General features: G+C 68.9%; 10 protein-coding genes and 4 pseudogenes. 12 read left to right on the forward strand and 2 right to left on the reverse strand.

The features are described 5' to 3' along the window. The 4 genes and pseudogenes from AC2W7M_RS10120 to prfB form a co-directional block, all read left to right on the forward strand. A pseudogene (locus AC2W7M_RS10120) lies at positions 1–103 on the forward strand (TlyA family rRNA (cytidine-2'-O)-methyltransferase); the annotation flags it as partial. Positions 104–476: 373 nt separating this feature from the next. Beyond that, positions 477–839, forward strand: coding sequence for a hypothetical protein (locus AC2W7M_RS10125; protein ID WP_486132107.1), 363 nt, complete (start codon positions 477–479; stop codon positions 837–839). Between the two features lie 426 nt (positions 840–1,265). Continuing rightward, positions 1,266–3,815, forward strand: coding sequence for an EAL domain-containing protein (locus AC2W7M_RS10130; RefSeq protein WP_486132108.1), 2,550 nt, complete (start codon positions 1,266–1,268; stop codon positions 3,813–3,815). A 74-nt stretch (positions 3,816–3,889) separates the two neighbouring features. After that, complete coding sequence (prfB, locus tag AC2W7M_RS10135) at positions 3,890–5,020, forward strand: peptide chain release factor 2 (RefSeq protein ID WP_486132110.1); 1,131 nt, start codon at positions 3,890–3,892, stop codon at positions 5,018–5,020. Positions 5,021–5,061: 41 nt separating this feature from the next. On the opposite strand, the gene AC2W7M_RS10140 is transcribed toward prfB, so the two are convergent. Further along, positions 5,062–5,613 carry a MarR family winged helix-turn-helix transcriptional regulator gene (locus tag AC2W7M_RS10140; protein ID WP_486132112.1) on the reverse strand — a complete coding sequence of 184 codons (552 nt, stop codon included), beginning with the start codon at positions 5,611–5,613 and terminating at the stop codon, positions 5,062–5,064. Positions 5,614–6,230: 617 nt separating this feature from the next. Here AC2W7M_RS10140 and AC2W7M_RS10145 point away from each other — a divergent pair. The 4 genes and pseudogenes from AC2W7M_RS10145 to AC2W7M_RS10160 all read left to right on the forward strand — a co-directional run. After that, positions 6,231–6,551, forward strand: a pseudogene (locus AC2W7M_RS10145) (flavin reductase family protein); the annotation flags it as partial. A 115-nt stretch (positions 6,552–6,666) separates the two neighbouring features. Continuing rightward, positions 6,667–8,157: a 4-hydroxyphenylacetate 3-hydroxylase family protein gene (locus AC2W7M_RS10150; RefSeq protein ID WP_486132114.1), complete on the forward strand. Its 1,491-nt coding sequence runs from the start codon at positions 6,667–6,669 to the stop codon at positions 8,155–8,157. Positions 8,158–8,363: 206 nt separating this feature from the next. After that, entirely contained in the window at positions 8,364–8,744 is a 381-nt protein-coding gene (locus AC2W7M_RS10155; protein WP_486132116.1) for a cupin, read from the forward strand. A gap of 71 nt (positions 8,745–8,815) precedes the next feature. Then, a pseudogene (locus tag AC2W7M_RS10160) lies at positions 8,816–10,171 on the forward strand (amidase); the annotation flags it as partial. Positions 10,172–10,193: 22 nt separating this feature from the next. Here the strand turns inward: AC2W7M_RS10160 and AC2W7M_RS10165 are convergent. After that, a complete protein-coding gene (locus AC2W7M_RS10165) occupies positions 10,194–10,871 on the reverse strand; it encodes a FadR/GntR family transcriptional regulator (protein WP_486132118.1) in 678 nt (225 codons plus the stop codon). A gap of 153 nt (positions 10,872–11,024) precedes the next feature. Here AC2W7M_RS10165 and AC2W7M_RS10170 point away from each other — a divergent pair, with 153 nt between their 5' ends. The 4 genes and pseudogenes from AC2W7M_RS10170 to AC2W7M_RS10185 all read left to right on the forward strand — a co-directional run. Then, a complete protein-coding gene (locus AC2W7M_RS10170) occupies positions 11,025–11,258 on the forward strand; it encodes a hypothetical protein (protein ID WP_486132120.1) in 234 nt (77 codons plus the stop codon). A gap of 61 nt (positions 11,259–11,319) precedes the next feature. After that, complete coding sequence (locus AC2W7M_RS10175) at positions 11,320–11,967, forward strand: fumarylacetoacetate hydrolase family protein (protein ID WP_486132122.1); 648 nt, start codon at positions 11,320–11,322, stop codon at positions 11,965–11,967. Positions 11,968–12,012: 45 nt separating this feature from the next. Continuing rightward, on the forward strand, positions 12,013–12,414 hold the full coding sequence (locus AC2W7M_RS10180; RefSeq protein ID WP_121624882.1) for a RidA family protein: 402 nt from the start codon (positions 12,013–12,015) through the stop codon (positions 12,412–12,414). A gap of 28 nt (positions 12,415–12,442) precedes the next feature. Next, positions 12,443–12,634, forward strand: a pseudogene (locus AC2W7M_RS10185) (hypothetical protein); the annotation flags it as partial.

A 12,634-nucleotide genomic window follows, 5' to 3' on the forward strand; every position in this document is an offset into this window, starting at 1 on the left:
GCTGGTGGCGGGCCTCGGCTGGCGCGTCGTCGGCCTTGTGCCGTCGCCCATCGCCGGCGGCGACGGCAACCGCGAGTTCCTGCTCGGGGCGGAGCGCGCCTGATGGAGCTTCTCGTCACCCGCATGGGCGCGCAGGGCGATGCCGTCGCCATGGGGCCGTCCGGGCCGCTCTTCGTGCCCTATGCGCTGCCGGGCGAGCGCGTCGCCGCCACCGTGGAAGGCGAGCGGGCACGGCTCGACGCGGTGCTGGATGCAAGTCCGGAGCGCGTCGCGCCGGCCTGCCGTCATTTCGGCCGCTGCGGCGGCTGCCTGCTCCAGCACTGGGATCTTGCGCCCTATTTCGCCTGGAAGCGCGGCCTCGTGGCGGAGGCTCTCGCGCGCGAGCATATCGCTGCCGAGGTGGCACCGGTGGTGGACGCCCACGGCGCGGCCGGCGGCGCGTCATCTTCCATGCCCGCCAGTATGGTGCGACGAGCGTGGTGGGCTTCGCCGAGCGCAAGTCGCACGCCATGGTGGACCTCGCCGAATGCCCGGTGCTGGCGCCGGACCTCGACCGGGCCTTGCCGGCGGCCCGGGCGGTGGCGCAGGCGCTGGCGCCGCGCAACAAGCCGCTCGACATCCAGGTCATCGCCAGCGCCACCGGGCTCGACCTCGACGTGCGGGGCTCCGGGCCGCTGCCACCGGCTCTGCTGATGGACCTGGCGGAGCTGGCCGAGCGCTTCGGCCTCGCCCGCGTGACGCGGCATGGCGAACTGGTGCTCCAGCGCGCCGCGCCGGTGCTGATGATGGGCCGGGCGCGGGTGGAGGCGCGCCTGCGCGGCACTCCTGAGCCGTCGTAAGAATGCGCGGTCCGCGAAGGGGATAGGGCATCCGCCGCCCGGCATTTTGCGCATGACGCAGGGCTAGACACTGCGCCTGCGTGCGGTATCCTCATCGGGCTACCGCACTAAAATGTCGCGGGCCTATCGGTCGATAAATTTAAATTGGTGCAATCTTCAGTGGGTACAGGGTCCGGGCCGCCATTGGAGCGTCGCGCGGGAATGGCCGAACTGCGCCCTTTTGACGGCAAACAGATTCAGGAGAAGCCTGCAACCGGTGAGGGAGTCCAAGCGAGAGCGTAACCATTTCTTGACTTTGGACACCAATAGGCAAGGATTAGCGGTAATATCCATAGCCGGTGCGCTGAAGCATTGCGTGCATCCTGGGATTCCAGTTCGCTGGATTCCGGTTCACCTTGAGTTCTGGAGACATCGGAGTGGATAGCTATGGTTGAGCAGGCCGGCGATCTCTCCTGGGCGGCGCTCAATCAGGCCGTTGATGCTGTCATCTTCATCGACCAGTCGAACTGCATCAGCTATTTCAATCCTGCCGCCGAACGCATGTTCGGCTATGACCGTGCGGAGGTTTTGGGCCACAATGTGCGCATCCTGGTGCCGGCCGAGCTGCGCGACACCCACGATCGCTTCGTCGATGCCAGCCGCCGGGCGGGCGACGCCGGGATCGTCAACCTCAGCCGCGAGGTGCCGATCGCGCGCAAGGACGGATCGCGCATATGGGGCCAGCTCTCGCTCAGCCGGGCTCAGGTGGGAGACTGCGTGAATTACGCCGCCTTCATCCGCAACGTGACCGAGGAGGTCGCCAGCCGGACGGAACTGTACATCCTCTCGCTCGTGGCCAACGAGACCGACCGGGTGGTGATGGTTACCGACGGCCAGATGCGCATCATCTATGTGAACCGCGCCTTCACCCAGCTGTTCGGCTACAGCCGCGAGGAAATTTCCGGCCAGAGCCCGCTGGCGTTCCTGGTCCGTGAATTTGGCGATGCCGCGATCGAGAACCGCCTGCGCCAGAAGGTGCGCGAGCGCGCGCCGTTTTCGGAAGAGCTGCTATGCCGCAACAAGGCGGACGGGCAGGTCTGGGTTTCCGCGGCCATCAGCCCGGTTTACGATCGCGAGCGCAACGAACTCAGGAACATCGTGGCCGTGCTCACGGACATCACCGAGAGCAAGCAGATCGATACGCTCCAGCGGGAGGTGCTGGCGGCGGTGACGGCCGACGTGCCTCTGACCCATGTGGCCGAGCTGATCTGCCGCAAGGTGGAGGCGATCCTGCCCGGCGTCGTCTGCTCGATCATGTCGGTCAGCAAGGACGGACGCCTGCACCCGCTCGCCGCGCCGAGCCTGCCGGACGACTATGTCGCGGCGCTCGAAGGCATCCCGGTGGGCCCCAGCGTGGGCTCGTGCGGAACCGCCGCCTTCCGGGGCGAACCGGTGGCGGTCACCGACATCGCCGCGAGCCCGCTGTGGAACGACTACCGCCATTTGCCTCTGCCGCCGGACCTGGTGGCCTGCTGGTCGATCCCGGTGAAGACCCGCACCGGCCAGGTGGCGGGGACCTTCGCGCTCTATTTCCGCGAGCGCCGCGCGCCCGGCCCCTGGCACGAGCACATCATGGACCGGTGCGTGCCCTTGTGCGCGCTCGCCATGGAGCGCAGCGAGGCCGAGGACCAGATCGCCCGCCTGTCCTCGCTCGACGCGCTGACCGGCCTGCCGAACCGCAGTCGCCTGCTGGAGACCCTCGCCTCCACCATGGCCGAGGTCAGCCAGACCGGCGAGACCGTGGTGTGCCTGATCCTCGACGTGGACCATTTCAAGGACGTCAACGATACGCTCGGCCACTCCACCGGCGACCAGATCCTCCTGGAGTTCGCCCGCCGCCTCACGGTGCAGCTGCGCGGGGCGGACATGGTGGCACGCATTGGCGGCGACGAATTTGCGGTGCTGCTGCGCGGCTGCGCGGCGGAGGAGGCGGCCCTGATCGCCGAGCGGCTCCTGGAGGTGCTGTCGACGGCACCGGTGGCGGTGCAGGGTCTGCACCTCACCATGAGCGCCAGCATCGGCATCGCCATCTACCCGCTCCACGCCGCCGACGCCGAGACCGTGCTCAAGCATGCCGACGCCGCGCTCTACGAGGCCAAGCGCGACGGGCGCGGCAAGTTCCACTTCTTCACCGAGGACCTGAACGTCAAGGCGCAGAGCCGCCTGGTGCTCGGCGTCGCGCTGCGCGAGGCGATCCTCCACCGCCAGTTGCGCCTCGTGTTCCAGCCCCAGGTGTCGATCAAGAGCGGCGCCCTCCATGGGGTGGAGGCGCTGACGCGCTGGAGCGACCCGGTGCATGGCGAGGTGCCCGCCCCGCGCTTCATCGCGCTGGCGGAGGAGTACGGCCTGATCGAGAGCATCGACCACTGGGCGATCGAGGAGACCTGCCGCCTCATCCCGCGATGGCGCGCCAAGGGTCTCGACGTCCCGCACGTGTCGGTGAACGTCTCGCCGGTGAGCTTCCGCTCCAGCGCGGTGCTGGATGTCATTGCCAAGTCTTTGGAGGACAACGGCCTTCAACCCGCCGACCTCAGGGTCGAGATCACCGAGCGGGTGATGATGGACCAGCACCCCAACTCGCTGAACACGGCCCGCGCCATCGAGGCCATGGGCGTGCACCTCGCCATGGACGATTTCGGCACCGGCTATTCCAGCCTCTCCTCGCTCGCCCAGCTGCCCATCGCCGAACTGAAGATCGACCGCTCCTTCATGCTGGCGCTGGAGGAGGACGCCAATGCCCAGGCGCTCGCCACCGCGGTGATCCGCATCGGCCATAGCCTCGGCATGACCGTGGTGGCCGAGGGCGTGGAGACCAAGGCCCAGCTGGACCTCCTGGGCGAGCTGAATTGCCACGCCGCCCAGGGGTTCCTGTTCGCGCGGCCGCTGGAGGTGCCGGAATTCGAGGATTGGCTGCGCCAGCGGTCCCTCGCCCACTGACCGCTGTCTCCGGCGTTTACACCCGCGCCCCCCGCCGCTATTTTCCGCGGCCCTCAGCCGGAGAATGATGAGCCATGCGCGCGGAACTCGCCGCGAAGGTCGACGAGATCAAAGCCTCTTTGGACCTCCTGCGGTCCCACCTGGACGTGGACCGTGCGCGGCGGCGCCTCAACGAGCTGAACGCCATGGTCGAGGACCCGACCCTGTGGGACGATCCCGAGCGGGCCCAGAAGATCATGCAGGAGCGCACCACGCTGGAGGACGGGCTCGGGGCGGTGGACCGCATCGACCGCGAACTCGGCGACCATGTGGAACTGATCGAGCTGGGCGAGGCGGAAGGCGACGAGGGCGTCATCGCCGAGGCCGGCGGCGCGCTCGATGCCATGAAGGCGGAGCTGGCGCGGCGCGAGCTGGAATCGCTGCTCTCCGGCGAGGCCGACAGCAACGACACCTATCTGGAGGTCCATGCCGGCGCCGGCGGCACCGACAGCCAGGACTGGGCCGAGATGCTGCTGCGCATGTACACGCGTTGGGCCGAGGCCCACGGCTTCAAGGTGGAACTGGTGGACGAGAGCCAGGGCGAGCAGGCGGGCCTGAAGTCCGCCACCGTGCTGGTGAAGGGCCACAATGCCTATGGCTGGCTGAAGACCGAGGCCGGCGTGCACCGCCTGGTGCGCATCTCGCCGTTCGATTCCAACGCCCGCCGCCAGACCTCGTTCGCCTCGGTGGACGTCTATCCGGTGATCGACGACCGCATCGTGGTGGAGATCAACGAGAGCGACGTGCGGGTGGACACCATGCGCTCCGGCGGGGCCGGCGGCCAGCACGTGAACAAGACCGAATCCGCGGTGCGCCTCACCCACATTCCCACCGGCATCGCCGTGGTGAGCCAGGGCGACCGCTCCCAGCACAAGAACCGGGCCACCGCCTGGAACATGCTGCGCGCCAAGCTGTTCGAGATGGAGCTGAAGAAGCGCGAGGCCGAGGCCGCGGCCGAGCAGGCGGCGCGCACCGACATCGGCTGGGGCCACCAGATCCGCTCCTATGTGCTGCAGCCCTACCAGCTGGTGAAGGACCTGCGCACCGGCGTCACCTCGGGCACGCCGCAGGAGGTGCTGGACGGCGACCTCGATCCGTTCATGCAGGCGGCGCTGGCCCAGCGCGCCTATGGCGGCGGCCCGGAGAGCGTGGACGACGTGGACTGACGCGCGCGGGGACTGACGCGCGCGGGGACTGACGCGCGCGATCAGCCGCCGGAGCGCAGGCGTCCCTCGGGCAGGCGCGGGGCGGCGGCCGTGCGCTTGGCGCTGTCCAGCGTGCCGTCGGGCGCCAGCGCCTCGATGATCCGCAAGGTGGGATCGCCGGTGCGCGAGAGCTTGGCGATGATCGCCCTGAGGCTCTTGAACTCCTTGGCCGAGAGCGGCTCGAACAGGGCGTCGTTGGCCGGGCATTGCACCAATACCAGTTCGGCCAGAAGCCGCTCCGCCTGAGCGGTCGGCACCAGGACCACCCGGCGCCGGTCGTCCGGATTGGTGGTCTTCGCCACCAGGCCGGCCGCCACCAGCTTGTTCACCTCGATGGTGACGAACGCGCCCGACAAATGCAGGTGCTCGGCCAGCTGGTTGACGCCCAGCTCCGCGGTCTCGCGGCTGAGCCGGGTGATGGACGTGAGGATGGTGTACTGGGTGCCGGACAGGCCGATCAGCCCGCCGAGCCGGTTGCGCACCTCGACGATGGCCGAGGCGAAGGCCAGCATGTCGTGCACCAGCCCGCGGAACTCGGTGTCCGACCCATCCACCAGAAGCGACGGCCGTGAGGCGGTGAGCGGCAGTCCCGGATGCGCCGGCGCGGCGGTACGGGTGCGCGCGGCGGACGGGCATCGGTGGGCAGCGGCATGGGCGGCAGCGAGGCCGATGCCAGGGGACGCCGCACCGCGGCCGGGGCGTCGTGCGCCGGAGCGCCGGTAACGTTCGCGTTCGCGGCCGGGCTTGCCTCCGGGGGCGGTGATTTGGGGGGCAGATTGGGCGGCATGACCTCGGCTCCGTCCGCGGCGCGGTGATGCGAACGCCCGCCGGGTTCGCGCTTGATTGCTCAGGGGGCTGGGGCAGTCCGGCCTGATTCCCCGTCCCGCCCCAAGTCAATTTTAAGCCGGCAGAGCGCTTTGGCCGGGCTGCCGTCTGCGTCGGCGCGCGCGCGTCCAATTCCGCCATGCGTTCAGTCATACGGAACGGTCCGGCTTGACGTCCATCGATTTCCAAAATATCTTTGTCACAAAGCTAAATTCGGTTCACGACCATGAAACGCCAATCCGCCGTGAAAATCGATACGCCCTTCGACCCATTGGCCCTGCGCCGCGTCCTCGGCCGGTTCGCCACGGGCGTGGCCGTGGTCACGGCCGAGGGCGGTGAGGCGGGCATGGTCGGCATGACCATGAGTTCGTTCAATTCGGTCTCCCTCGATCCGCCGCTGGTGCTGTTCTCGGTGGCGCGCTCGGCCCTCTCGCTCCCCGTGCTGCGGGGGGCGCCGGGCTTCGGCATCTCCATTCTCGGGCGCCACCAGGAGCACCTGTCCAACCGCTTCGCCCGTCCCATGGAGGATAAGTGGAGCGGCGTCGAGGTGCGGCGCGGCGCCCACCAGGTGCCGCTCATCGAGGGAGCGCTCGCGCACCTCGAATGCGCCCCCTATGCCTGCCATGAGGGGGGCGACCACGAGGTGTTCATCGCCCGCGTGCTGCGTTTCTCCGCCGCCGAAGGCGGCGATCCGCTCATCTTCTTCGGCGGCCGCTACCATGCCCTCGCTTCCGGCGAGGCCGAGGGCGGCGGCCGTCCCACGCATCCCAGGGACAACGCCCATGATCAAGACCGGTGCCGAGCACATCGCCAGCCTCAAGGACGGACGCCAGATCTTCCTCGACGGGGAGATCGTCACCGACGCCACCACCCACCCCGCCTTCCGCCGCGCGGTGGCTTCGGTGGGACAGATGTTCGACTTCCACAGCGCCCCGGAAAACCGGGAGCTGATGACGTTCGAGACCGACACCGGCACGCGGGCGAACCGCATCTGGCAACTGCCGACCTCTTATGAAGAGCTGGTGACGCGCCGCAAGGGCCTGGAGGCCTGGACCGAGCTGCACGCCGGCTTCCTCGGCCGCGCGCCGGACCATGTCGCCTCGTGCATCGCCGGCATGTATATGGGTCTGCCGGCGTTCGAGGCCTACGACCCGGCCCGCGCCAAGGCGCTCGCGGACTATTACCGCTACGCCCGCGACAACGACCTCTACCTCACCTACGTCATCATCAATCCGCAGGCGGACCGCTCCAAGAGCGCGGCGCAGCAGAAGGACCCGTTCCTCTCCGCCGCCATCGTCGACCGCGACGCCGAGGGCATCACGGTGCGCGGCGCCAAGATGCTGGCCACCGGCGGCATCATGGCGAACGAGGTGTTCGTCACCTGCATCCAGCCGCTGCAGCCGGGCGACGAGGCGCATGCGCTCTCCTTCGCCATCCCCATGAACACCAAGGGGCTGAAGATCCTCTCGCGCAAGTCCTACGAGGCGGGCGCGCCCTCGGTGTTCGACAACCCGCTGTCGAGCCGCTTCGACGAGAACGACGCGGTGCTCTATTTCGACGACGTGAAGGTGCCGTGGGACCGGGTGTTCATCGTCGACAGCATCGAGATGACCGGCAAGCAGTTCCACGCCACCCCGGCGCACGTCTACCAGAACTACCAGGCGCAGATCCGCCTCAAGGTAAAGATCAAGTTCCTGCTCGCCATCGCGCGCCGGACCTGCGAGATCAACGGCACCACCAACTTCCCCCAGGTGCGCGAGACGCTCGGCCAGCTTGCCGCCGAGGCGGCCATGGTGGACGCGTTCGTCGCCGCCATGGAGGCGAAGGGGTCCATGGTCGGTCCCTATTTCATTCCCGACCGCCACACCCTCTATGCGGCGCAGACGTTGGCCCAGCAGCTCTATCCGCGCTTCATCACCGCGCTGCGCGATCTCGCCGGCGGCGGCATGATCATGCTGCCGTCCTCGGTGCACGATTATGAGAACGCCGAGCTTGCCGGCCTGATCGGCAAGACCCAGCAGTCGCCCGCGGCGAACGCCGAGGAGAAGGTGAAGTTCTACAAGCTCGCCTGGGACGCGGTGGGCTCGGAATTCGCCTCGCGCCACACCCAGTACGAGATGTTCTATGCCGGGGCGAGCTTCGTGGTGAAGGGCCACTCGTTCCGCACCTATGACTGGGACGGGGCGAGCGGCCTGCTCGACCGCATGCTCGGCTCCTATGAACTGGCCGACGAGGTCGGCGCGCCCCACAGCCCGGCCCGCGCCGCGGAGTGAGAGACGATCGGCGCCGGCGATCCTGATGCCAGCCGCCGCCTCCGTCACCGCCGTCATCCCCCGGCTTGTCCGGGGGATCCACGGCAGGCCGGGATGGCGTCCGCTTTTCCGGGCGCAGTGTGAACATCGGGGTGGATGCCCCGGACGAGCCGGGGCATGACGAGCTTGCAACAAATTCAACTGCCTTCAGAGAGGACGACCACCAGATGGCCATCAACAAGCTTCACGACGAGTTCCGCGCGGTCGACTTCTCCACCGGCTGGGAGGTGCCTCCCGGCTACCCCGAGGGCATCAAGCAGAAGATCCTCTCCGGCGCCCTCGACGAGGTGAACAAGAAAGGCTCGCGCACGCGCATCCTCAAGTTCGATCCCGGCGTGTGGACCACCAAGCCCTTCGTGCATGAGTATTGGGAAGAGGTGTTCCTGTTCTCCGGCGACCTCACGGTCGGCAACGACGAGAACGGCAATGGCGGCGAGGCCTTCAAGCCCTACACTTATGCGGTGCGTCCGCCGGGCGTCTATCACGGGCCGTTCAAGTCCGAGACCGGCGCCATGATGATCGAGATCCACTATTTCGATCCGGCCTGAGCGGGGCTGATCCCCCTTCGTTCTCTCCAGCCCGCCCGGACCTCCGGGCGGGCGCAGCCGTTCCGGTCCCCATGCCCGCGCCCTCATCCTCCCCGCTGTCCGCCCGTCCCACCCTGGCCGAGATCGCCGCCGCCCTCGCCGACGGCCGTGTCACCTCACGCCAATTGGTGGAGGACTGCCTCGCGCGCATCGACGATCCCGCGGGGGAGGGCGCGCGCGCCTTTGCCGTGGTGGATCGGGACGGGGCCCTGAAGGCGGCGGACGCGCAGGACGCCCTGCGCCGGGCGGGCGCCGCGCCCTCGGCTTTCGCCGGCATCCCCATCGGCGTGAAGGACCTGTTCGACATCCAGGACCAGGTGACGACCGCCGGCTCCAAGGTTCTCGCCGGCAACGCGCCGGCGGCGGCGGACGCGATCACGGTGGCGCGGCTGCGCCGGGCCGGCTTTGTCGTCATCGGCCGCAACACCATGACCGAGTTCGCCTATTCCGGCCTCGGCATGAACCCGCACACGGGCGACCCCAAGGCGCCGTTCGAGCGCGCGGCCGGCCGGGTCTCCGGCGGCTCCACCTCCGGCGGCGCGGTGGCGGTGGCCGACGCATGCCCATGCCACGCTCGGCACCGACACCGGCGGCTCGTGCCGCATCCCTGCGGCCTTCTGCGGCCTCACCGGCTACAAGCCCACGGCCGACCGCATCCCGAAGGACGGCGCCTTTCCGCTCTCCGGCACGCTCGATTCCATCGGCTCCATCGCCCGCTCGGTCGCCTGCTGCGCGGCGATCGACGCCATCCTCGCCGGCGCGGAGCCGGACGCCCTCGTGCCGCGCCCGGTGGCGGGACTGCGGCTGCTCGTGCCGCAGACGGTGGCCTTCGACGAGATCGAGGATGTCGTCGCCGAAGCCTTCGAGGCGGCCTTGGCGCGGCTGGAAGCGGCGGGCGCGCACATCACCCGCGCCCCCTTTCCCGAATTCGGCGAGATCGCCGGCCTGAACGCCAAGGGCGGCTTCACGGCGGCGGAGAGCTTCGCCGTTCACCGCGCGCTCCTGGCGGCGAAGGAAGCCGAGTACGACCCGCGCGTGTCGGTGCGCATCAAGCGTGGCGCCGGCCAGAGCGCCGCCGATTATCTCGACCTCGTCGCCGCCCGGCGCGACCTCGTTGCGCGGGCGCGTGCGCGGCTTGCGCCGTTCGACGCTTTGGCCCTGCCGACGACGCCCATCCTGCCGCCCAGGATCGCCGATCTCGCTACGGACGACGCGGCCTATGGCCGGGTGAACCTGCTGGCGCTGCGCAACCCGACCCTCATCAACATGATCGACGGCTGCGCTATTTCCCTGCCGCTGACGGGCTCGGGCGTCGCCCCGGCGGGCTGATGCTCGCCGGCGCGCCGGGCGGAGACGCGGCGCTGCTCGCGCTCGCCGCCGGCGTCGAGGAAAACGCTCGCGCGCTGAGCCTCACACCGGGAACAGGTTCCGCCGCACCCCCGTCATGTGGCGCAGCATCGCCTCGCGGGCGGCGGTCTGGTCGTGGTCGCGGATCGCCTCGAACACGTCGCGGTGCTCCACCAGAACGTCCGCCTTGCGGCCCGGCGCGTCGAGATTGCGGCGCAGCTTCAGCGCGCGCCATTCGCCGCTGGCCCTGAGCCCGCAGATGAGATCATAGGCGGCGATCAGCAGGCCGTTATGGGTGGCCGCGGCGATCGCGGCGTGAAAGCCGTGGTCGGCCGCCTCGAAGGCGTCCACGTCGCCAGCCGCCGCGCATTTGCCCAGCCACCCCTCGATCTGTTGCAGGTCGGCCGGCGTCGCGTTGGCCACCGCCACCGCCGCGAGCTGCGGCTCCATGACGATGCGCGCCTCCAGCAGCTGGTGCAGGCTCACGCCGGTGATGAGCGCCGAGGCGCCCACGCGCTCCGCCACATAGGTGCCGGAGCCGACCTTGCGCGTGACGTGCCCCTCCACCTCCAGCGCCGCCAGTTCCTTGCGCACCGCCGCGCGGGACAGGCCGAGCCGTGCCGCGAGCGCACGCTCGGTGGGCAGTTTCGCGCCCTTGGGCAGCGTGCCGTCGGCGATCGCGGCGAAGACGAAATCGCGGATCGGGGTCGATCCGCGGGAGGGGTGGGTGGAATGAAGCATTTTGGGCGACCATTTTCCGCCGATTGCCGCAACCTATCCAGGCAGATGAACCGGTGCAAGTGTCTTGACAACCGATCGGCTTGAGGGTTCGATTGGGCGATCAAATGCGGCTCTCTGCCCCTAAATGGTCGCCCAATATTACAAGGAGACGTCATGAAGCTCGCCACCTTCCGCCCGCCCGGCGCCGACGGGGCTTTCGCGGAAGCAAGCTGGGGCATCGTCCTCGGCGACGCCGTGGTGGACGTGCCGCGCGCCACCGCCGGCAGGGCGGGCGCGGACCGGTTCGCGCCCACACTGAAGGCGCAGATCACCCGCTTCGGCACCGACACGGCGGCGCTCGCCGAATCTCGCCGCCGCGCTCCTGCGGGATCCCGGCCTGGCGCCTGAGGCGCGGCACCGGCTCGATGCGGTCGCCCTGCTGCCGCCGCTGCCCGATCCCGGCAAGGTCATCTGCGTCGGCAAGAACAACCGCACCCACCTAGAGGAGCTGAAGCGCAACCAGCTCATCACCGAGATGCCGGAGGAGCCCACCGGCTTCGTGAAGCTTAACGCCTGCCTGACCGGCCAGGACGCCGAGGTCGCGCGCCCCGACGACATCGTCGAGTTCGACTACGAGCCGGAACTCGCCTTCGTCATCGCCCGCCGCGCTTACAAGGTGAGCCGGGAGGCGGCGATGGACCACGTGTTCGCCGTCAGCCTCCTCAACGACCTGACCGCGCGCGAGATCCAGCGGCGCGAGGTGCGCTCTGGCACCCGCTTCTGGACCGCCAAGAACATGCCCGGCTTCGGGCCGTTCGGTCCGTTCCTGGTGACGCTCGAGGAGAGCGGCGACCCGGCGGACATGTGGATCAGCTGCACGGTCAACGGGTCCGAGCGGCTGCGCTTCCACACCGGCGACCAGATCTTCCAGATCCCCGACATCATCGCCCACTTCTCGCGCTTCGTGGTGCTGGAGCCGGGCGACGTCTTCACCACCGGCTCGCCGCACGGCGTCGCGGTCGGCCAGCCCAATGCCAGCGAGCTGTTCCTGCGCCCCGGCGACCGCGTCGAAGTCGCCGCCGAGGGGCTCATGACGCTGCGCACGTCCATCGTGTGAGCCCGGGCCCCAGCTTTCAAGAATCCGAGCATCGAGGAGAAGAAGATGGCCAGCAAGATCACCCGCGGAAACCCGAAGAACCTCGCCAATGTGCGGTCCACCATCTACCACCATTATATCCGCATCGATAATCCGCAGTCCCTCATCTTCCTGTCGGGCCAGCTCTCGCGCGATGCGGACGGCAAGCTGGTGGGGCCGGGCGACATGGCGGAGCAGACCCGCCAGGCGATCCGCAACATGGATCTCATCATGCGCGAGGCCGGCGGCACGCTGGAGGATATCGTCTCCATCGTCGTCTACACGACCGATATCCGCCAGTTCAAGGAAATCGTCGCGGCGCGGATGGAGTTCTTCAAGGACAAGCTGCCGACGAGCACCATCGTCGAGGTCAATCATCTGGCCGATCCGGGCCTCCTGATCGAGTTCCAGGCCACCGCCGTGCTGTGAAGACTTCCATAAGAAGGGGAACGATAAGATGATGCCGAACCGACGATCCGTATTGGCCCTCGCCTGCGCCGGGGCTCTGCTCGCGCCGCTCGCCGTGCCCGCCGCCGCGGCGGACTACCCGACCCAGGCCGTGACCGTGGTGGTGCCGTTCGCGCCCGGCGGCGGCCACCGATCTCCTGGGGACGGCTGGGTCGCCCAGGACCTCGCAGAAGCGCCTCAG

It is taken from the genome of Xanthobacter sp. BG11Y11_SDJG, from assembly GCF_057364445.1.

Excerpts from the sequence above, each read along its gene's own strand:
- AC2W7M_RS10130 (WP_486132108.1), top strand. The coding sequence starts at position 1,266 with ATGGTTGAGCAGGCCGGCGATCTCTCCTGGGCGGCGCTCAATCAGGCC.
- prfB (WP_486132110.1), top strand. The coding sequence starts at position 3,890 with ATGCGCGCGGAACTCGCCGCGAAGGTCGACGAGATCAAAGCCTCTTTG.
- AC2W7M_RS10150 (WP_486132114.1), top strand. The coding sequence starts at position 6,667 with ATGATCAAGACCGGTGCCGAGCACATCGCCAGCCTCAAGGACGGACGC.
- AC2W7M_RS10155 (WP_486132116.1), top strand. The coding sequence starts at position 8,364 with ATGGCCATCAACAAGCTTCACGACGAGTTCCGCGCGGTCGACTTCTCC.
- AC2W7M_RS10165 (WP_486132118.1), bottom strand. The coding sequence starts at position 10,871 with ATGCTTCATTCCACCCACCCCTCCCGCGGATCGACCCCGATCCGCGAT.
- AC2W7M_RS10170 (WP_486132120.1), top strand. The coding sequence starts at position 11,025 with ATGAAGCTCGCCACCTTCCGCCCGCCCGGCGCCGACGGGGCTTTCGCG.
- AC2W7M_RS10180 (WP_121624882.1), top strand. The coding sequence starts at position 12,013 with ATGGCCAGCAAGATCACCCGCGGAAACCCGAAGAACCTCGCCAATGTG.